The sequence below is a fragment of the Paenibacillus sp. FSL P4-0081 genome, from assembly GCF_000758565.1.
GTDB lineage: Bacteria > Bacillota > Bacilli > Paenibacillales > Paenibacillaceae > Paenibacillus_AQ > Paenibacillus_AQ phytohabitans.
This window is the reverse complement of sequence record NZ_CP009280.1, coordinates 3705592-3726376: the sequence shown is the minus strand read 5'-3', so window position 1 is coordinate 3726376 and position 20785 is coordinate 3705592. Positions and strand designations below refer to the sequence as shown.

At 51.7% G+C, this 20785-nt stretch carries 21 protein-coding genes and 1 riboswitch; of the genes, 6 read left to right on the top strand and 15 right to left on the bottom strand.

Annotated features, from left to right (window positions below; all coding sequences use genetic code 11):
• Window positions 1–43: 43 nt before the first annotated feature.
• The 3 genes from P40081_RS15850 to P40081_RS15840 form a co-directional block, all read right to left on the bottom strand.
• Window positions 44–1477 (bottom strand): arabinan endo-1,5-alpha-L-arabinosidase AbnB, encoded by a 1434-nt coding sequence (locus P40081_RS15850; RefSeq protein ID WP_081969977.1) that lies wholly within the window; start codon window positions 1475–1477, stop codon window positions 44–46.
• 256 nt (window positions 1478–1733) lie between these two features.
• Window positions 1734–2804 carry an ABC transporter ATP-binding protein gene (locus P40081_RS15845; protein ID WP_042136776.1) on the bottom strand — a complete coding sequence of 357 codons (1071 nt, stop codon included), beginning with the start codon at window positions 2802–2804 and terminating at the stop codon, window positions 1734–1736.
• Window positions 2805–2944: 140 nt separating this feature from the next.
• Complete coding sequence (locus tag P40081_RS15840) at window positions 2945–3487, bottom strand: HXXEE domain-containing protein (protein WP_042136773.1); 543 nt, start codon at window positions 3485–3487, stop codon at window positions 2945–2947.
• 270 nt (window positions 3488–3757) lie between these two features.
• Between P40081_RS15840 and fabV the strand changes: the two genes are divergently transcribed.
• Window positions 3758–4948, top strand: coding sequence for an enoyl-ACP reductase FabV (fabV, locus tag P40081_RS15835; RefSeq protein WP_042136771.1), 1191 nt, complete (start codon window positions 3758–3760; stop codon window positions 4946–4948).
• Between the two features lie 101 nt (window positions 4949–5049).
• Here the strand turns inward: fabV and P40081_RS15830 are convergent, their stop codons facing one another.
• From P40081_RS15830 to P40081_RS15810, 5 genes are read right to left on the bottom strand one after another with little or no spacing between them, the layout of a single operon-like run.
• Window positions 5050–6018, bottom strand: coding sequence for a phosphotransferase family protein (locus tag P40081_RS15830; protein WP_042136769.1), 969 nt, complete (start codon window positions 6016–6018; stop codon window positions 5050–5052).
• 3 nt (window positions 6019–6021) lie between these two features.
• Window positions 6022–6990: a sugar phosphate isomerase/epimerase family protein gene (locus P40081_RS15825; RefSeq protein ID WP_042136766.1), complete on the bottom strand. Its 969-nt coding sequence runs from the start codon at window positions 6988–6990 to the stop codon at window positions 6022–6024.
• A 39-nt stretch (window positions 6991–7029) separates the two neighbouring features.
• Window positions 7030–8100, bottom strand: coding sequence for a Gfo/Idh/MocA family protein (locus P40081_RS15820; RefSeq protein WP_042136765.1), 1071 nt, complete (start codon window positions 8098–8100; stop codon window positions 7030–7032).
• 48 nt (window positions 8101–8148) lie between these two features.
• On the bottom strand, window positions 8149–9246 hold the full coding sequence (locus P40081_RS15815) for a Gfo/Idh/MocA family protein (protein WP_039303577.1): 1098 nt from the start codon (window positions 9244–9246) through the stop codon (window positions 8149–8151).
• Window positions 9239–10006: a sugar phosphate isomerase/epimerase family protein gene (locus tag P40081_RS15810; protein WP_042136762.1), complete on the bottom strand. Its 768-nt coding sequence runs from the start codon at window positions 10004–10006 to the stop codon at window positions 9239–9241. Before P40081_RS15810 ends, P40081_RS15815 begins: the two co-directional genes overlap by 8 nt.
• A 312-nt stretch (window positions 10007–10318) precedes the next feature.
• Between P40081_RS15810 and P40081_RS15805 the strand changes: the two genes are divergently transcribed.
• Window positions 10319–11137 carry a helix-turn-helix domain-containing protein gene (locus P40081_RS15805; RefSeq protein WP_039303582.1) on the top strand — a complete coding sequence of 273 codons (819 nt, stop codon included), beginning with the start codon at window positions 10319–10321 and terminating at the stop codon, window positions 11135–11137.
• Window positions 11138–11139: 2 nt separating this feature from the next.
• On the opposite strand, the gene P40081_RS15800 is transcribed toward P40081_RS15805, so the two are convergent.
• Entirely contained in the window at window positions 11140–11352 is a 213-nt protein-coding gene (locus P40081_RS15800) for a hypothetical protein (protein ID WP_042136761.1), read from the bottom strand.
• 260 nt (window positions 11353–11612) lie between these two features.
• Here P40081_RS15800 and P40081_RS15795 point away from each other — a divergent pair, with 260 nt between their 5' ends.
• On the top strand, window positions 11613–12293 hold the full coding sequence (locus P40081_RS15795) for a TIGR00266 family protein (protein WP_042136759.1): 681 nt from the start codon (window positions 11613–11615) through the stop codon (window positions 12291–12293).
• Window positions 12294–12398: 105 nt separating this feature from the next.
• On the opposite strand, the gene P40081_RS15790 is transcribed toward P40081_RS15795, so the two are convergent.
• On the bottom strand, window positions 12399–12989 hold the full coding sequence (locus tag P40081_RS15790) for a TetR/AcrR family transcriptional regulator (RefSeq protein ID WP_042136757.1): 591 nt from the start codon (window positions 12987–12989) through the stop codon (window positions 12399–12401).
• Window positions 12990–13127: 138 nt separating this feature from the next.
• Complete coding sequence (gene fur, locus P40081_RS15785) at window positions 13128–13601, bottom strand: ferric iron uptake transcriptional regulator (protein ID WP_042136755.1); 474 nt, start codon at window positions 13599–13601, stop codon at window positions 13128–13130.
• A gap of 253 nt (window positions 13602–13854) precedes the next feature.
• On the opposite strand from fur, the gene P40081_RS15780 reads away from it, so the two are divergent.
• Entirely contained in the window at window positions 13855–14430 is a 576-nt protein-coding gene (locus P40081_RS15780) for a hypothetical protein (RefSeq protein WP_042136753.1), read from the top strand.
• Window positions 14431–14562: 132 nt separating this feature from the next.
• Window positions 14563–15237: an S-layer homology domain-containing protein gene (locus P40081_RS15775; RefSeq protein WP_042136751.1), complete on the top strand. Its 675-nt coding sequence runs from the start codon at window positions 14563–14565 to the stop codon at window positions 15235–15237.
• A gap of 115 nt (window positions 15238–15352) precedes the next feature.
• Here P40081_RS15775 and P40081_RS15770 read toward each other — a convergent pair whose 3' ends face one another.
• From P40081_RS15770 to P40081_RS15755, 4 genes are all read right to left on the bottom strand, one after another.
• A complete protein-coding gene (locus P40081_RS15770; RefSeq protein WP_042136749.1) occupies window positions 15353–16102 on the bottom strand; it encodes an amino acid ABC transporter ATP-binding protein in 750 nt (249 codons plus the stop codon).
• Window positions 16103–16114: 12 nt separating this feature from the next.
• On the bottom strand, window positions 16115–16783 hold the full coding sequence (locus tag P40081_RS15765) for an amino acid ABC transporter permease (RefSeq protein ID WP_042136746.1): 669 nt from the start codon (window positions 16781–16783) through the stop codon (window positions 16115–16117).
• 93 nt (window positions 16784–16876) lie between these two features.
• A complete protein-coding gene (locus tag P40081_RS15760) occupies window positions 16877–17731 on the bottom strand; it encodes an amino acid ABC transporter substrate-binding protein (protein ID WP_042136744.1) in 855 nt (284 codons plus the stop codon).
• A 262-nt stretch (window positions 17732–17993) separates the two neighbouring features.
• Window positions 17994–19514, bottom strand: coding sequence for a DHA2 family efflux MFS transporter permease subunit (locus P40081_RS15755; RefSeq protein WP_042136742.1), 1521 nt, complete (start codon window positions 19512–19514; stop codon window positions 17994–17996).
• A gap of 407 nt (window positions 19515–19921) precedes the next feature.
• Here P40081_RS15755 and P40081_RS15750 point away from each other — a divergent pair, with 407 nt between their 5' ends.
• Entirely contained in the window at window positions 19922–20614 is a 693-nt protein-coding gene (locus P40081_RS15750) for a TetR/AcrR family transcriptional regulator (RefSeq protein WP_197074364.1), read from the top strand.
• A 68-nt stretch (window positions 20615–20682) separates the two neighbouring features.
• Window positions 20683–20785, top strand: a riboswitch (TPP riboswitch).

Sequence of the window (20785 nt, the reverse complement as noted above, 5' to 3'; positions counted from 1 at the left end):
CTGCCGCTGTTTCATATGATCATAGCCACCGGGGAATGTAACGTTACTTGTTCTCCGGTGAAACCTGGCTTCCCCAGACTGAGATGCCTTCCGCCGACAATGCCGTGAATGTCATTACATTACTTCCAGTGGCTTCATTCCATTCGCGCAGGAACACTCCGCTGTACTCCGTCCCGTCTATAGTCAGCTTCGCACTATGCTCATCACCCAGGCTCCATGTACCTGTTACTGCGCCGCTTATCGTACCGTCTGTATTCAGCTTAAGGAGCTGCGACTCTACAATCTCTGCAGTAATATCTTTGCCGTGATTGATATATTTGTACTCGCCGGCCACATCCCTACCGGAGTACTTGCCGATCTTCTCCCCGCTGTAGCGGTGGGGCGCCACTACCGGCCAGCCCGCTTCGTTCAGGAACATCTGGTGTACCCGCACTTCATGCTGCTCGCCAAGATTCGGGAACCGGGTATGGAAGATCAGATAATACTGCCCGCTCTTCTCATCATAATATGCCGAGTTATGTCCGGGAGAGACATACCCTGCACCGCTGGCTGAAGGTTCCTGATCCGTGTTCAGGAACTCATAACTCCCCATCAGCTTCACTCCGTAAGGTGCATATGCCGGATCATCAAACAGAACACCAGCCGTCCCCCGCGCGTCAATCATAGCTTTGCCTTCAGAATCCTCAAACGGTCCGTCCGGGTTCTTGGAGCGTGCAACACGGATATTATAGCCGCCATTCGCATCGAGCCCGCCGTAAGACAGGAACAAGTAGTAGTAATCCGTCTCCGGACTGTACAGCATATAAGGCCCTTCTATCCGGGCATGATCCGCCCCCAGCAGCTTCTTGCCATACCCTTGGTCTGCCAGCGGAAAGCCCGTAGCCGGGTCCAGCTCCAGAATGAAGATGCCTCCGGAATACGAACCGTATACCATCCACAGCTTGCCGTTCTTATCAAAAAACACATCAGGATCTACTACATTAGGCTTCTCGGTAGCATCATAGACCTCACCGTCATCTCCGGTGCCGGCCATACCAGATTTAAGAATAATTCCTTTATTCTTATAAGGGCCTTCGACCTTGTCAGCGGCTGCGATGCCGAGTGCCGACAGCGGAGAATCTCCCCGGCATGCATCGTAGTACATGTAGAACTTCCCGTCCGCCAGCTGAATGACATCAGGCGCCCACAGGGTGTCCGATTGTGCCCAGCTGAGAGTCTCACTGAGTTCCTCCGTTACATTGGGGATAAGCACGTTGTCATCCGTTACCCCGGAGGAAATCTGAGTCCACGACATCAGATCCTTGGATTTGGCCGAAGCCAAATGCGAGCCAAACACATAAAAAGTATCGTCAGCCTTGATCACGGATGGATCGTGTACCGATACATTCTCAAACTCAGGTGTGCCTGCAGCATTCCCGCCACTGCAGGCAGACAGCAAAGCTAAGGATATCAAAGCGGTTAGCGTTCTTGTTCTCAACTTATAACCCCCTTATGTATACCCTTACATTTTGCTGCGCAATGACAAATTAGTCAATACTTTTATTTATATATATTTGTATTATTTTATATTTATATAAACTTAAAGTCAGGCAGATCGGCCGGGCATGTTCTTTGCGGTAACTTTAAGCTTCGTCCACCTTCGAAGAAACTCATTGCTTCCTGAATCGTCAAAAAAGCGCCAAGCCGCAATCGGCCTGACGCTAATCTTAATAGTATGTGCTATAGCCCGGTTCTTAATACTCGCTGCTGTTCTGCACGAGAAGCGGCTCCGGATAGGCATTGCTCAAAACGCGGCGCTGCTTCTTCACGACATCCGGCGGTTCTACCGCAGGTGCCATCGGATGCATCAGCCAGGACTTCACAAGATGAGTATCGGAAACCTTGTACATTGGCGGTTCTTTCTCCATGTCAATCGCCATGGCATATGTGCTCCGCAGTGCGAAGGCATCACCCTTAGGCGGCTTGATCAGATCGGGAGGTGTTCCCGGAATCGCTGTAAGCAGGGAACCCTTGCTCTCAAGGCTAGGCATGGAAGCCAGCAAGCCCCAAGTATACGGATGTCTCGGATCATAGAAGATCTCTTCCGCTGTGCCCATTTCAACGATTTGACCAGCGTACATTACGGCAACACGGTCTGCCATTCTCGCCACAACCCCAAGGTCATGGGTGATGAAAATGATCGCTGTATCAATCTTCTTCTGCAGGTCCTTCATCAGATCCAGGATCTGTGCCTGAATGGTTACGTCAAGCGCGGTTGTCGGCTCATCGGCAATCAGGAGCTTAGGGTTAGCGGCAAGTGCCATAGCGATTACGACACGTTGGCGCATCCCGCCGCTGAACTCATGCGGGTACTGCTGGAAACGGCGTTCAGGTGAAGGAATTCCCACCAGATTAAGCAGCTCGATGCCGCGTTTGTAAGCAGCTTCTTTTGTAATTTTCTCGTGCTTGAACAGTACTTCGGTAATCTGTCTGCCGACTTTCATCATCGGATTCAGCGAGGTCATCGGATCCTGGAAAATCATACCGATCTCTTTACCGCGGATTTTTTGCATTTGCTTCTCATTCTTGCCGATCAGATCTTGTCCATCGAACAGAATCTGTCCACGCTTATATTCGCCCGCAGGCTGAGGAACCAGCTTCATGACTGCTTGCGAGGTTACGCTCTTACCGGAACCGGATTCGCCTACAATCGCCAGAGTCTCCCCTTTATTTACATGAAAGCTGACACCACGGATTGCTTGGACTTCTCCTCCGCGTGTTCTGAATGATATAGCTAGGTCTTTTACCTCTAAAAGGCGCTCCATCCTGTCACCCTCTCTGCTTCTTTTCAAATTATGATAATAATTCTCAGTAGCCAAAAAACACGCAATAATATTATTTTATCTATCATTAGGGGGTCACGTCAAGATTTTTCTGAAAACGTCACCGTAACAAATCATCATTCTCAGCTGCGGTTATGTCTTGTCCGGTTCTTCATCATGCCCCATACAAGCAGTGGTGTCAGGATCAGCATGAGCAGCACCGACCACCCTATGTCAGCTTCGCTGACAACATTCTCATACAGCAGGCGGTAAAAAGCATATATCGAGTACGGCAATGCTACGAGCACAGCAGTCACTACACCCGGGGTATACAGCCTCAGAACAATACTTTGTGCCAAATGTGTGAAGACATGCAGCAGAAACACAGCGAGCACGGCTAAGTAGAGCCAGTAGAACTCTAAAAACACCGCAACGAAGGTTACCCCCACTATCAGAATATACACGAAGAGCACATCCATAGCAAAATTCCTGGTGGTCATGCCCATCATAGGCGCCAGGCGCTTCTGCAATGACGGGGAAAGCGACGATGTTATAGCTGGACCGTGTTTGTTCCCCCATGCCTCAACTGTAAGAATTTCCTCAAAATCATGAAACATGAAGAATACAGGCAGCAGCCAGAGCAAGCTTGTTACGTCCATATGTATTTGCAGCCAGTTCAACATCATAACATCCGTCTCCTTTCGCGGGAAAGTTGTCATCCGGTATGTTCTCCGCTGCCCGTCGTCCCTGCCTTACTTGCGGGAATAACATTCAATGAAGTAAATTAGATCAATATAGCATTCATACAGCCTGATCTGGGAGCTCAGATGTTTCTTCACTTCATTATAAGGATCACCTGAGAGGTTCACCATGAGAAAATACTCACTCCGAATCAGGCAACTCCTCTCGATTCTACAATCCCTGCAACCATCGATGAAAGCGAGGTAAATATTATAATGATCATAAAACCCAGAACGCGCGGTTTCATCTGTACGACTGCCCACCCCGCAGGCTGTGCGCATCAGGTACAGCAGCAAGTGAACTATGTACAAAATCAGGGAAAATTTACAGGCCCCCGCAATGTACTCGTAATCGGGGCTTCAACCGGGTATGGACTTGCAGTCAGGATTGCTGCAGCCTTCGGTGCAGGAGCAGCAACTGTAGGTGTCTATAGACCCAGCACAGCCAGCGAGACGCGGACGGCCTCCGCAGGCTGGTATAATTCCGCAGCTTTTGAGGAAATGGCCTATACAGCCGGCCTGCGCTCCTACAGCGTATGCGGGGACGCTTTCACCGCTGAAACGAAAGAACGGACCATAGAGTTAATCCGCAGGGAGCTCGGACAGGTTGATCTTGTCATTTACAGCGTAGCCTCGGCACGCAGAACAGACCCAGAGACCAGAGAAGTTCATCAGTCAGTATTGAAGCCGATCGGCAGCACTTATACCAATACAACGGTCAATTTCCATACCGGAGAACTAAGCACGGTACAGATTGAACCGGCCACCGAAGCTGAAATCGATGACACGGTTCATGTGATGGGCGGAGAAGATTGGCAGCTCTGGATTGAAGCGCTCCGGAATTCCGGTGCTCTGGCGGCAGATGCGGTCACTCTCGCCTTCTCCTATATAGGTTCGGAGCTAACACAGGCCGTCTACCGCGACGGAACCATCGGCCGGGCTAAAGATCATCTGGAAGCCACAGCCTTAGAGCTGAATGCCCAATTATCACCAACCGGAGGCCGCGCCTATGTAGCAGTCAGCAAGGGCCTGGTCACCCAGTCCAGCTCGGCGATCCCTGTAGTTCCGCTCTACATCTCCGTTCTCTACAAGGTTATGAAAGAAAAGGGACTGCACGAAGGCTGCATCGAACAAGCATACCGGCTGTATACCGGTTTCCTGTACAACCCGGAAGGGACTCCGGTAGACGGACAAGGGCGCATCCGGATTGATGATCATGAGATGAGCTCCGCTGTGCAGACAGAAGTGGACCGCATATGGCCCAAGCTAAGCACGGAGAATGTCTATCAATATTCCGATCTGGACGGCTACAGACGTGAGTTCTTCCAGCTGTTCGGCTTCGAGACTGGCGGCGTTGATTACGAAGCAGACATCAACCCCGTTATCGCCATCCGGAACAGGTACTGAGTACTGAGTGCTGACTGACATCCAACTGTTCTGATGTGCTGCTCAACAACAACAGCCAGGAGGCCGGATCTCCGAAGAGAACCGGCCTCCTGTTTGTCTCGTCAGATTACAGCTGAGAACAGCTTCCAGGACTCCGCGAGGTTCTCGTGGGCCCAGTTTACATGATTCTCATCCTTATACTGGCGCGAATAACACTCAATAACCATAATAAGATCCAGATACAGGTCGTACAGCCGCTTCCGCAGTAGTTCGTCCGGACTGCTGAAAGCTGTCCCGTACCCCTCATAGAACGCTTCCGAGTTCTCGAAATGCCGGAAATAATACTCCAGCAGCACATCACCCCACATGGCCCGCTCCCAGTCAATAATGGATACGATCCTGCCATCCTGCACAAAAATATTACCGTTCCACAAATCCCAGTGTACAAGACGCGGCTGCGTCACTGCATCCAGCGCCGGCAGATAACGCCCCAGCGCCTGCTCAATTTCCGGCAGCGATGCAGGTAACGCGGCATCCAGTCTCACAGCATCCTGAAGCACATTCAGCAGCATCGCCTTGAAGGTCTCCCTCCAGGACATTCCGCCTCCGGCAGGATCTGCACCGAATAATCCAAAAACTGGCCCTTTAATCTCATTGATCAGACGCTGGTACCGCCCGAGTTCATACTCAATGGAAGAACGCTGCTCTGGAGACAGGCTCTCCTTCACATCACTGTACGGCTCACCTTCAATCTTCTCCATGAAGAAATAAGGGCATGGAATCAGCAGCAGGCTCTCATCATAACTGTAGACTTCAGGCACAGGAATCCCGCCTGCAGCACGGACCAGGCGGAGCGCTCCGACTTCAGCACGCATAATATCCTTCTCATAGCTAAGCACTGCCGTCCCCGGCCCAGGAGCAACCTTAAGGATGACCGACCGTCCATCGCTCAGCTCCAGATCATATCCTGTATTAAAAAAACCTCCGGTCAGCTCTCTGCTGCCGACAACCGCTGCATCTGCACCGAAGGCGCTTGCTGCTAATAGACTCAGCTCCCGGTCATTCAGCTTGACCTTGGTGAAGCTCTCCATCTGTTAGACCCACCACATCTCGGAAAGAGGCTCTTCAATAAGTACCTGGCGGAGATTGTCTACAGCCTTGGAGAAGCCTTCCTCAATAGACATCAGGCCGTCTTCGTGTTCAATGCTGACCACATAGTCGTATCCTACAAGGCGGAGCGCACTCATCATGTCCGCCCACACCTTGACATCATGTCCGTAGCCTACGGAACGGAACTGCCAGGCGCGGTCAAGCATATTCGTATAGGACTGCATATCGGTCAGGCCATGCTTGTTGACATTGACCGGATCAATTACCGTATCCTTCGCATGGAAGTGATGAATTGCGCCTTCACGGCCCAGAATATGAATCGCCTGTACCGGATCAATGCCCTGCCACCACATATGGCTCGGGTCCAGGTTCGCGCCAATGGCTTCCCCTGCAGCTTCTCTTAGTCTCAGCAGCGTAGCTGGCGTATGCACCGAGAATCCTCCGTGCAGTTCAAGGCCAATCTTCACATCATGCTCAGTTGCGAAAGCAGCCTGCTCCGTCCAATAAGGGATCACTTTGTTCTCCCACTGCCAGGTCAGAATCTCCTGGTAATCATTCGGCCATGGCGCAACCGGCCAGTTCGGATATTTCGCGCCTTCATGATCGCCGGGACAGCCGGAGAAGGTATTCACAACCTTAACACCCAGCTTCTGTGCCAGCTTAACCGTGTTCACGAAATCCTCATGGTCCTTGGCTGCCAGCTCCTTCTGCGGATGCAGCGGATTGCCGTGGCAGCTAAGTGCACTGATAATCAGACCGCGGGATTCTACTGCATGCTTGAATTCCTTAAGCGCTGCTTCATTCTCAAGCAGCAGCTTCGGATCGCAATGGCTGTTGCCGGGATAACCTCCGGTGCCGATCTCAACTGCCTTCAGCCCTTTGGATGCTACGTAATCCAGCGCTTCCTCCAGCTTGCGGCCGCCGAACAATACCATAAATACTCCAAGTTTCATTGATGTTGCCACCTCTCCCTGATCAGTTCTCGTATCTTGTTATGCACCGTAGATATCGAAATTCTTGATGGTCTCATTCTTCTCTGCCGCTTCAAAGATAGCTTCAATCAGAATAAGCACACGCAGCACTTCAGCGTTCTTGACAATCGGTTCAGCTGTACCTTCGATTACAGCAGCCAGATTATCATAGAAGCTGGAGGATAGCTCAGACGCCGCCGGCAGGTCTCCGGCAATTGTCGAGCCTTCCGATGGCGGAGCCATCGTCTTGGTTAACCCTACACCTGCACGGATCGGTGTCGGTTCTATTTTCTCGGATGCATTATTGCGGGTGACTATTCTTCCTCTCAGAGACCAGTCCTCAATAATAGCCGTTCCCTCAAGCCCCTTCACATACCATCTTGGCAGCGTGATAAAGTTGGTGGTTCCGACTTCAACGATGGCTTTGATCCCATTCTCAAACTGCAGGCTGGCCTCGAAACCGTCATCCACATCATTGCCGAGAATATAGCTCAGGCTGCTGCTTACGCTTGTGACTTTGCTGTCAATCATGAACAGCAGCTGATCCAGCAGATGAACGCCCCAGTCCAGCAGCATCCCTCCGCCCTGCGCCTTCACATGACGCCAGTCGCCGGGAATCCCGTTAGCACCATGCACCCGGGACTCAAGCTGGAAGAGTGATCCAATCGTCTCCTTCTCATACATCTCCTTGATTACGCGGAAATCCTCATCCCAGCGTCTGTTCTGGTGCACCATCAGCACACGTCCGGCCGTATCTGCCGCTGCCTGCATCTCGGTAAATTCGGCCGAAGACATGGCCACCGGCTTCTCACAGACCACATGCTTGCCCGCCTGAAATGCACGAACAGCAATATCCTTGTGCACATCATTCGGTGTTGCGATCAGAATAATGTCCACCTCCGGATCTGCCAGTACTTCCTCATAGCTGGAATAAGCGGTGTAACCTGCTTCGGCAGCCAGCGCGCGCCGCTCTTCCAGCAGATCGAAGGCTCCGCTCACTATCACGCGGTCGCTTTCTTTAATTAATTGCGTGTGATAGCTGCCCATTCCGCCGTAACCAACGATAACTACAGTATGTTTGATTGAACTCATGGATTCCACTCCTGTTTTCTCTAATAGTCGCGTGAACCGGAGATGCTCTTAGTTGTCAGAACTTCCGTCAAAATAAACGGCACGTCCGGTACGTGCTGATTCATACACTGCTTCAAGGATCTGGGTAACAACAAAAGCCTGCTCCGGCAATACAACCGGATCTTTATCTTCTCTTACCGCTTCCAGCCACAGACGCGCTTCACGGTCAGCTTCAGTCTCAGCAGCACCGGAGTAGAAGGCTACTCCGCCTGATCCAAGATCAACTTTGGTTTCGTACAGGCGTCCGGCACGTTCGCCGTTCAGACGCAGGCCATCCTTCATGTCTGCTCCGCCCTCCGTACCGGCGAGCATTGTCTTGGCTTCACCAAATTCTGACACATTCAGCGCCCAGCTGGCTTCAAGCACAATTGTAGCACCGTTCTCCATTGTAATGAAGCCGAATGCGGAATCTTCAACCTTGAATTGTTCCGGATCCCATGGACCGAAGGCATTCGCCGCATTCTTCTTCTGGCCCAGCTTGTGGAAGGTGGAGCCTACGACCATACGCGGTTTGTAGTTATCCATCAGCCAGAGCGTCAGATCCAGTGCATGTGTACCGATATCGATCAGCGGTCCGCCGCCCTGTTTCTCTTCATCCAGGAATACGCCCCAAGTCGGAACGGCACGGCGGCGAAGCGCAATAGCCTTACCGTAATAGATATCGCCGAGTTCTCCGCTCTCGCACAGCCCCTTCAGATAATCACTGTCTGCACGGAAACGGTTCTGATAAGCAATGGATAATTTCTTGCCAGTGCGCTTGGCGGCATCCAGCATTTCCTTCGCCTGGGCAGTGGTCTTCGCCATCGGCTTCTCGCACAGCACGTGATTGCCGGCTTCGAGGGCGGCCACAGTGATCTCGGAGTGGCTGTCGTTTGGTGTGCATACATGCACGATGTCGAATCCGCCGGCAGCCAGCAGCTCACGGAAATCGGTGAATACAGCAGCGCCTTCCGCTCCGTAAGTCTTGGCAGCCTCTTGAGCACGTTCTTCTACGATGTCACAGAATGCCACCATTTCGGCATCCGCCTGACGGGAAAGACTTGGCATATGTTTGCCGTTTGCGATACCACCGCAACCGATAATAGCAATTTTGAGTTTGTTAGACATGAATATTTCCTCCTTGATTACCATATGATTTGATCCAATTCAAACTGTCAGCTACACTGGCAAGCGGTGAACGGCTGCAATAATCCTGTTCAACCACTGCCCATTCCACACCAGCCGCCGCGGCTGCTTCAATAATTGCAGCCAGATTGACTTCGCCTTCACCCAAGACCACAGTCTCCGGAGAACCGTCTTCGCGTTTTTTCAGGTCCTTGAGGTGGATGATCGGCAGCCGTCCTGCGTATTTATTGATGTATTCTACCGGATCATATCCGCCATAATACACCCAGCATGTATCCATTTCCACTTGAAGCTGCTCAGCAGGCACCTCATCGAACAGGTAGTCAAAAGCTGTGCGGCCGCCCACCTTCTCCGTGAATTCGAAATCATGATTATGATAAGAAAGAACCGCCCCGCCTGCCCGGCATTTGTCGCCGATCAGCCGCAGGTTCTTAGCCACTTCAGGCCAATTACGCTGTTCTTCCGTCAGAAAAGGCACGATCAGATTGCGGTTGCCAATCTCCAGATTGAAGCTGATTTCCTGTTCCGTATCGTTCAGCATAACATCGTACGGGCGATGCGCTCCGAGAGCCACGAGTCCTGTTTCCTCAAGCAGTGCCTTCACCTGCCCGGCCGTCCGGCCGAAATAGTGGAAGAATTCCACACCGCTGTAGCCCAGTTCGGCAACCTTGCGTATTGTCCCTTCGAAATCCTGTTCCAGTTCGTCTCTCAGCGTATACAGCTGAAGTCCTACCTTCAACATTATTGCTCTCACTCCTAAGTTTGATCCGAGAGTCCGACTGATCTTGCCGCCACCGCCCTTTGCCCCGCACCTATGCCAGGCATTCCACCTGAACAAACGGGCTGTAAACATAGGATGTAATATAGCTGTCTATCTGTCATCCGCTGCCTCCAGTGTTTGCCTATGTAGCGATCAGAGCCGCAATACAGCCTCCCCCACATCATTTGTATGTTTTTTGCTTAGGTACATGGTAATATGAAAGCGTATATAATAAAATGAATAATATGATTAAAACATGAACAATCTGCTTATCATTTAACAACAGGAGGACTCATGACACCTAACGCAGCCTGCCACATCCTATCCGCCGGATTCTCCTTCCACCGCAAGCCGTTTCATATGTCCCGCAGCGAAGGCGTCCAGTATTATCTGCTGCGCCTCCAGACCGAAGGACGCAGCCGGACGATGGAAGGCGGAGTCATCACTACTGTCGAGAGCGGCAATCTGATGCTCTTCGCACCGACCGATCCCTACTACTTAAGTATCGACAAGGAAGTCTACCCTGTCGGCAAGCCGCGGATTGAGAGCGGCGACTATCATATTTTCTGCAGCGGCCCCTGGATTGAAGAATGGTGGGGACGCAAGCATCGCCCGGCTGTACTCCGGCTGCCGCTCAGCGACCATATTCTTGGCCTGTTCCGCCAGCTTGTACTGGAGCAGCGCCGTCTATCAGATTCTTCACCGGATATCTCCGCGTGTTATCTGCAGATTCTATGTATGGAGATTGACAGGCTGATGTCCGAGCAGCCGGCAATTTCACCCAAGGCCTATCTTGCTTACCGGATGAAGCAGTATGTCGAGGAGCATGCCGCGTACGCCTTCCGTCTGGAGGATGTGGCCGGCCATGTCGATATTTCCGTCTCCCGCGCGGTTCATCTGTTCAAAGAAGCGTTCGGCACTACGATTGTGAAATATGTAAATGACGTCAGGCTGGATATGGCCAGGGAGAAGATCACCTTCAGCCCGATGCCGCTGGAGCATGTATCTGAAACTTGCGGGTTTGCCAACTATACGTACTTCCACCGTGTCTTCCGCAGCCGGTTCGGAATGTCACCCAAGCAGTACCGTATCCATAGCAGGGCGCAGGCGTAAGGTCACGAGACCAGTAGGCATGCAAAAGGAGCGCCATCACTATAGATCCGCTCCTTGTGTTTGACTTTATTCAATTGCTGGCGCTTGCCGGGTGTCGTCCGTACATGCTGGGAGATGGCGCCGTAATCCTGATTCATCCTGCGGTTTCTTTCGGCACACCAGGTGCCGGAGCGTTCTGCCTTCAGCAGAGCTTTTTGTGTGCGTGTACGTGCCATAAGCGGCAACACTCCTTTGTTATAAGCATATTCAGTACATGCGGTACTGTTAGTTTAATTTTAACATAATCACCATACCGCTGCCCGGTATAATTAACTAAAATAGTTTATTCCTTTGTGGTCAGTTACACTGCCTTGTCCTCAGCTTGCAGCGGTACAGCTTGTTACAGTATTCTTGATGGACAAGGTACATGTGTCTGGCAGAAGAAAGTCATCAGTTATACTTAGAATGGAATAGGCAGAATCAGGAGGAGATATTAATGAAATACGATGTGCTGTATGACGGCGCTTTTGCCATGCTGAAGGTAGTCCTGGAGTCAGGAGAAAGTGTGAAGGCGGAAATGGGGGCGATGGTCGCCATGTCGCCGAATGTGGAGCTGAGAGGAACGGTAGACGGCGGTATTATGCGCGGACTCGGCCGGATGCTGAGCGGGGAGAAATTCTTCTTCCAGGAGCTGACCGCCACCCGCGGACAGAGTGAAGTGCTGCTCTCACCAGGGGCAATCGGGGATATTCAGGCAATTGAGCTGGACGGATCGTACAAGCTGATGGTGCAGAAGGATGGTTTCCTGGCTGGAACCCACGGTATTCAAGTGAACACCAAAATGCAGAATCTGACCCGCGGCTTATTCTCCGGCGAAGGCTTCTTCATTATAGAAATCAGCGGCAGAGGCACGGTCTTCCTCTCTTCCTTCGGAGCCATTCACGCCATTAACCTCGGCCCTGGCGAGGAAATGATCATTGATAACGGCCACCTCGTGGCCTGGCCGGATTATATGGATTATAAGGTGGAAAAGGCAGCCTCCGGCTGGCTGAACAGCTTAACCAGCGGGGAGGCACTGGTCTGCCGGTTCCGCGGCGAAGGCGTCGTTCTGGTACAGACCCGCAATCCCGGAAGCTTCGGGACGTGGATCAAGTCCTTTGTGCCGAACCGGCCGTAGCAGCGGCGGGCTGCCGATTCCGAAATTTAAAAAAGATTGAACCTGTTAATAGAAGAATCACAGGTTCAATCTTTTTTGGAAATTCATCCGCGTTTGACCGGGTACTTAAGCCATCAGCTTGTCGAAATGACTGGAAATGAGCATAATCATATCTTCCGGTGTTACCATTTCGGGATAGATTACACTATGGACGACCAATCCGTCTACTAATGCATGCAGCGTCTTGATTTCCCGGTCCAGATCCAGGTCCTGTCTTAGCAGATTCACGGCATCCAGGTACTCCATCATCTGGCAGAAGCCGCTATACAGCCCGTTATGTACTTCCTGTTTCAGCGCCTGTATGGCGGGGTCCGCTGCTGCCCGTCCGACAAAAGCCAACCAGACCTCCGCTTCCGCTCTCCTCTCTTCATCAATGGGCATTAATTCATGAATCAGCCTCTCCACATCCTCCCGGGGATTCCCCGAGTATTGAAAGACCTCAACTCTCTGATAACTTCGTTCACTCACCAGTCTCATGGAGAAGGCAAGCAGCTCGGATTGGCTGGCAAAATAATGCCGCAGCGATCCCAGCGACATGCCTGCCTCCTTGGCAACATTCCGCACGGATACAGCTTCCAGACCATCACGCCGGATGATCCGCCAAGCCGCCTCCGCCAGATGATTACGGCGTTCATCATGGTCCACTTTTTTTGGCATAACGTCATTATAGCATGTGCACCAGCGTCATATCCCTGCTCCATAAGTCGCAAATGCGCTGATTCTCCGCTGCAGTCAAACAAAAAGACGCCGGCTGTTAAATCAGCCATGCGTCTTTGAATGTGCCCCAGCTGCGGCTCAGGATACAGCCCGGCATTCTTTATCGCCCTTGCAGCCGTTTCCCTTGCAGGTATTATAGGTGCCTTTGAAATCAAGCCGGTGATCGGTCACACTGAAGCCGTACTCACGGGCCAGCCGCGCTTCAAGGTCCAGCAGCCAGTCATCCTTGATCTCCTCCAGCTTGCCGCATACACTGCAGATCAGGTGGTGGTGCATATGAACATGATCGTCACCTCGCAGGTCATAGCGGGCAACGCCATCGCCGAAATTCATCTTTTCTACAATATGAAGTTCACACAGCAGCTCTAAGGTACGGTATACGGTCGCAAGTCCCAAATGCGGATAACTGCGCTTGACCAGCATATAGACCTCTTCCACACTTAAGTGATCCTTCTCGTTGTCCAGTAATACTCTTACTATAGCTTCGCGCTGAGGCGTAAGCTTATAATTCTGCGCCGCAAACTGCTGGCTGATATTTGCTACTCGGTTCACCCGGGTTCCCACCTTTCCGGAAGTTGAACAATTCCCGACAATAATTAGTAATCTTTACGATATAAGCATAACAAACTTGTCCGTCAAAGAAAAGGCCTGACACCAGTATAACATCACTTTTCCCCAAAAACGTATAAATAGGTTCTGCGGATTATGATTATATTATCGCCGGCTAGTCTTACGCCCAATCCGAAGTGCGCCCTCCCTCCATACCTTATATAGACTAAATCTCTTATAAGTGAGGATGATCCGGATGGTGAAAATAAAACCTAAGCAGACCCAGCGGCTTGTAACAGCCCGTGTACTGCGCAGAGTAGCCACGGCCATGCTGCCGTTCTACCGGAAAATTGCCGGCAACAGCAGTTATGCCGCTGATTGGACAACCGCTGTTGTCTCCGCAGATCTTGATCTGATGGGCAGCCTGCTGGCCAGAATTCCCACCCTTTCCAGAGTAGAGAATTATGGGACGAACGGCATCGGCTATTTCATCTCGTTTCCTTTTCCGCTGCCGGTTGCGTTCTACACGAATGGAACAACGATTCCGCCGGGCACGGTCCAGTTCACCTTCAGTACAGCAGCCCACCGGAGCATCGCACGGGCCGTTATTCCGCTCTACCGGGAGCTCTCTGTAAATAACTGCTTCGCGGAGAGTCTGGCTGCAGCCATCCGGCGCAGAGACCGCGGTGCGGTAACAGCGATGGTACGCAGCCTCGTCACAGCAGATTCGCTGAAATCCGTAACCATTGAAGACAGCGGGATCGCGCTGCTGTTCAGAACCCGGTTCAGTAAATACCCTTACCGCAACCTGCTGTTCCAGGAAATGATGTAAAACGTCTGCAACCTTTTCTATTGTCATTGCGTCATTAGAGTCAAGTTGAAACGGTTACGCCGTGCTGTAACGGACAATCACCGGATCAGCGTGAAATCTAGTGGTACAACCTACAATAGAGGTGGAATTCAGATGAGTATCAAAAAAAACACGATCGCAGCTTTTACAGCCGTAACGCTTCTTACCTTCTCTTTCGGCGGACAAATTTTTGCAGCCGGCAGCAGCTTTAAGGATATTGACAGTGTAACCGGTAAGGACAAAATCAACTCTCTGAAGCAGCAGGGCCTGATCAAAGGGATATCGGATACCCAGTTTCTGCCCGCATCCACTGTAACTACAGCACAAGGCGTTCAGTTTATCACGGGCGGACTCCAGCTTAGCCTGGCCGCAATCAGTTTCAACAAGGCTCCCGTAGCCAGTGCGATCTTCTCCAAAGTAAAAGACAACGCCTGGTACGCAGAAGCCTTCATCAATGCACACTATAATGACGTGGATATTCCCGCTGATATTGATCCATCCAAACCGATTACCAAAGAGCTGTTCACCAGCCTGCTGATTCAGGGCGTTGAGAAGGCAGGCAACCTGCCGATGATCAACATCGTGCCGGTGGACATCGCCGATGCAGATGCGCTTGAGCCATCCTACCAGGGCACTATCCAGCGGTCCCTGAAATACAACATCAATACACTGGATGCTAACGGCAAGTTCAACCCGAAGAGCCAGCTCACCCGCGCCGAAGCGGCAATTATGCTCTACAACGCACTGGACTATTTGAACTCACGCAGTGATGGAGCAACACAGAACTAACTAATGGCTGAGTAATCCTTCGTGCACTCCCCCGTGCATGATGAATTCACAAGCAGAAAAGGCATTCCGGGATTCCCCTCCCGGACTGCCTTTTTGCATTAATGCCCACATTCGTTTAGTCTTCTCCGCTGAGCCGGTTCAGGAACTGCAGGGCGCGCGGATTCTTCGTCTGCTCCAGCACCTGCTGCGGAGTTCCCTGCTCCAGAATGACCCCGTTATCCATTAAGATGATCCGGTCGGCCACATCGGCCGCGAATTTCATCTCATGGGTAACAATGACCATCGTCATTCCTTCCCGGGCCAGCTGCTTGATGACCTTCAGCACCTCACCGACCAGCTCCGGATCGAGCGCCGAGGTTGGCTCATCGAACAGCAGCACCTCCGGCTCGACCGCCATCGCCCGGGCAATCGCCACACGCTGCTGCTGGCCGCCGGACAGCTGATGCGGATAGGTATCCGCCTTGTCGGCCAGCCCTACCTTGTCCAGCAGGGCAAGCGCCTTCGTTCTGGCTTCCTCCCTGGAACGCTTCTGAACGGTCACCTGGCCCTCCATTACATTACCGAGCGCCGTCATATGCGGGAACAGATTGTAGGACTGGAAGACCATTCCCGTCTGCTGGCGAAGAGACAGCACGGTACGCTGTGGAATTTTGCCGCCGGGAGTGAAATCCAGCTTAATATTATTCAGAGCCAGGCTGCCCTTGTCGGGAGTCTCCAGCAGGTTGAAGCAGCGCAGCAGGGTGGTTTTGCCGGAGCCGGAAGGTCCGATAATGACCATCACCTGGCCATGCTCAACGGTAAGATCAACCCCCTTCAAGACCTGCAGCGGACCGAAGGATTTATGTAAATCACGTATTTCAATCATGGGTATGCCTCCTTAACTGGCCGAATACCGGTCCAGCCGCTTCTCCAGGTATTTCTGCAGCACCGATAATACTGAGCAAAATAACAGATAGAATAAACCCGCTTCGCAATACAACAGCAGCGGTTCATAGGTGGTGGCTGTAATTTGCTGAGCTTTTCTGAACATTTCTACATATGTGATGCTTGCTGCAAGTGATGTATCCTTCACCAGACTAATAAATGAATTGGATAATGGCGGAACCGATACCCGGGCAGCTTGAGGCAGAATCACCCGCCGCAAAGCCTGTCCACGGCTCATACCGACGGAGAAGGCAGCCTCCCATTGCCCTTTATGTATGGAGAGAATAGCCGCCCGGACAATTTCCGAGGAGTATGCCCCGACACTAAGGGTGAAGCCAATCACAGCTGCGATGAACGGATCAAGCACAATACCTACCGTAGGCAGCCCGTAGAAAATAATAAACAGCTGAAGCAGCAGCGGTGTTCCGCGGATGACCCAGACGTAGAAGCCGGCAATCAGCTTCGGAATTCTCCAGGAAGAGAGCCGCACAAGCGCAGTAATTACAGCAAGTGTAAGCCCAAGTGCAAAGGAGACCAAGGTCAGCGGAATGGTAAAAGCCACCCCGGCTTTGAACAGAGGCAGCAGTGAATCGAGAAATATTTGTATTTTGCGGTCATCCATCGTTCTGACATCCTTCTTGGAACGGCAAGGCGGAAGCAACCAGCTCCGCCCTGTGTCCATAAGTTATTTGAGACTGCCGTCAAGCAGGCAAGCTTATTTCGATACATCAGCTCCGAAGTACTTCTCGGAAATCTTCAGATATGTGCCATCATCATGCATGGCAGTCAGCGCTTCATTCACTGCCTGCACAAGCTCATCGTTACCCTTCAGGAAGACCGCTGCACTATACGAGCCTTCTGCAATCTCATCAACCTTCTTGATCTTGATATCAGGCTTCTGCTTCTTCAGATCCAGGAAGGACAAGCCGTCATTGACGGTTGCATCAATCCGGCCGGAGGTCAGCAGATCAATTGCCTGATTGAAGCCTTCGGTGGATACAATCTCTGCACCGTTATCCGTTGCAATCTGTCCGAGGTTACTTGTCAGGGACTGGCCGGCTTTCTTGCCCTTGAGGTCCGCGAATGATTTGATATCTTCATTATCTTCACTGACGATCAGCACAGCCTTGGATACGATATACGGGTCGGAGAAATCATATTTCACTTTGCGCTCATCCGTAATGGAAACTTCGTTGAAGATCGTATCGAACCGCTTGGCATCCATGCCGGCAAAAATACCGTCCCACTGAGTCTCGATAAACTCGGCTTCCACGCCCAGACGTTTAGTTACTTCTTCAGCAATTTCCACATCGAAACCGGTCAGCTTGCCGTCGGCATCATGATATGTGAACGGGGCATAGGTGCCTTCTGTTCCGATACGCAGCTTGCCGCTGGCTTTGACAGCTTCCAGACTATTCTGCTCAGCAGGTGCTGCACTATCAGTAGCCGCCGCAGTCGGTTCAGCCGCCGCATTGCCGCCTGTTGCTGAATTATTGTTATTGTTGTTGCCGCATGCCGCAACCACGGCCATGGTCAGGAGCAGCATAATTGTCAGACTAAGTTTTTTCATAAGATTAATCCCCTCTCATCTCTCTTTATGTTCCGGACTTGCCGGCAAAATGAATCGTAACACTGAGCTGTTACATCCGTCAATAACTTTTTCCGATAATAAACATCGGATTTATGTTATATAGGTTTTTGATAGTTTAGCTTGCCCCGAAATTGCATTTCTACATCAGTGGAAGACAAACTAAATGATCCACAACGCAAAACAGCGACCCTCCAGTAACGGAGAATCGCCGCCTAACTTCTTATGAATGTGAATGCACCTATTAACCGTGCATGATTTCAGGCACCGCTTTCTCCCTGGAGCCTCCGCTTTCTGGTTTGCGGCCCCTGCGCAGCAGCAGTCCAAGGACGGCGCCGCCTAAAGCTACAAAAATCATAATGTGGAAGGTGTCGGCAAAGCCTTGGGCCAATACAGTCTGCTTGGCCAGCTGCAGGGCTTCCTTCGAGACTCCGTCCACCGTCTGCCCGGCAGCGGCTGCCGCCTCCTGCATTTCAAGACCACGCGCGGAGGTTCTGGCCGTCAGAATCGTAACCAGTGTTGACACTGCAAGTGAGTTAATGACCTGCTGCATGGAGTTGGTGAGTGAGGTTACCCGGTTGACCAGATTGCCTGGCGCCTTGTTCAGCAGATGCGTATTCATCGGCATCATCATCATCCCCATCCCTGCACCGCACATGATTAGCGGAAGAATGAGATCACGGCTCTGGGTGGTCAGATCGACATGGGAATACTGAAACAAGGCGCCAGAGACCAGACTGAGTCCGCAAACCACCAGCCAGCGCACCCCGATCCGGTCGAACAGAATTCCGGCAATTGGCATCATCAGCCCGGAAGCAATGGCCTGCGGCAGCAGGGTCAATCCGGTATCAAATGCGCCGAAGCCGCGGGCCTGCTGCAGAAACTGCGGCAGTAGAAATAAAGCACCATATAAGCCGAACTGGGCGATCCACTGCACAATAATTCCGGTGGTGAAATCCACGGATTTCAGAATCCGCAGCTCCAGTAAAGGGGTCCTGGAACGCAGCTCGGCAATGACAAAGGCAATCAGTGCAACAGCTCCCAGAGATAACCCGATTAGCGTTTTGTCCGAGGTCCAGCTCTGCGCACCCTGACTTACACCGTAAGTGAGTGAAGCAAAAGCCAGTGGTCCGAGCACCATTCCGAATTTATCCATGCCGGGAACGGTGTTCTTCGCCGCATTCGGCAGCTTTCGCAGCCCGATCAGCACACAGATAATACCGATGGGGATATTAATCAGGAAGATCCAGCGCCAGGAGTGGTATTCCACCAGCCAGCCTGACAATACAGGACCAATCGCCGGAGCGAACAGCACGGGAATTCCCATAATCCCCATAACAACGCCGACTTTACTCTTCGGAGCCAGTCTGTACACATAAGCCATCCCGACCGGGAGCACACAGCCCCCTCCAAGACCCTGCAATACCCGGAAAACGACCAGCCATTCTGCACTGCTTGGCGTTGCACACAGAATGGAGCCGATCGTAAACACAATAACAGCTGTCAAAAAGACGTTCTTAGCCCCGAACCGGTCAGACAGCCAGCCTGACAGCGGAATGACCGAAGCCTGCGCCAGCATATACCCGGTTACGACCCACTGCAGCGTATGCAGGTCTGTATTGAAATCCACTACCAGTCTGGACAATGCCACATTCATTGCCGTACTATCCAGCACGACCATAAATACGCCGGCAATAATCGCCAGCAGCGGAACTAGAATGCCGGATAACCGGAAATCGGCATCCTGCTTCAAGGTCTGATCCATACTCCTTCTCCTCCTGAAGTGTCCGCTTCAACTACGTTGACCTGCGGGCAGGTTTGTCTATATAATTAGTGAACGGACAATTGTCCGCGTTCGCATTTCATAGTCTACGGACAATTGTCCGATGTGTCAAGCGGAATACGCCAATTCCCCACACTTGATTCGTTTACCGGCAGAATAGAGATTTCTTAGGACGCACTGTAGGCATAAATGTTGTATATTTTGCAGCTTTGATTCATGGATAGCCGGGTTTCCGGATGGATTGTTGTATGAAATGCAAGAATAGTTCTGCTAAACTGCTTGAACAAGCTGAAATAATGCATTTTATACAACAATTTGGGATTTAGGCCGATCGAATGAGGGAAATGTTGTATTATGGGCAGGATTTACTTTATATGAAAGGGGATATCATGAAAAAAACAGAAACGGAAGTTGAACCTGTAACATCAGCAGCTCCGGACAATACAGAGAACACAGAGAACAAAGATAACACAGTGAACAGAGACATCGCTGCAAAAGAACCCGCCGATCCTTATATGCAGCGGATACTCGAGGCGGCCCGCCAGCTGTTCACCGAGAGCGGCCTCGAAGCTGTCAGTATGTACGGCATCGCCAAACGGGCCGGTATAGGGCAGGGATCGCTCTACCGCCGCTTCACTGATAAGGGCGAAATCTGTTCGGCCCTGCTGCTGGACAGCACCGAGCAGTTTCTGTCGGGGATGGAACAGCAGCTTGCTGCCAGCGCTGGTGAAACGGCTGCCCTCGCGCATCTGCAGAGCAGCATTGAGCAGGTCGTTGGTTTCATTGAGCAATATGCGGAGCTCTTGAACATGATCAAATCCGAATTCACCGGCAAGAAGCAGCTTACCCAGTTCGAACATCCTTTTTTCCAGCGGCTCGGGGTGATTATGGGTGAACTTCTGCACCGCGCATCCGCGAATGGAGAGATTATCGGGATCGATCCCCGCTTCGCTGCCACAGCGCTGATCTCTGTACTTAGTCCCGATCTTTACCTGTATGAACAGAAACGGAACGGCTCCTCCAAAGAGGAAATCTCGCGGGGAATTGTTGCGTTGTTCATCACCGGCCTCTCCAAGCGCTGAGCACAGGCTCTTTACAAGCGGGGAAATTATGGTATATTAAGTAGCAATTACGAATTCAATAGCACCTGTTATTTCACTAGGGGAGTCGGCCGACTGAGACGGAGCTTAAGCTCCGGACCCTTGGAACCTGATCTGGATCATACCAGCGGAGGGAAGTGGAGCAGAATGTAT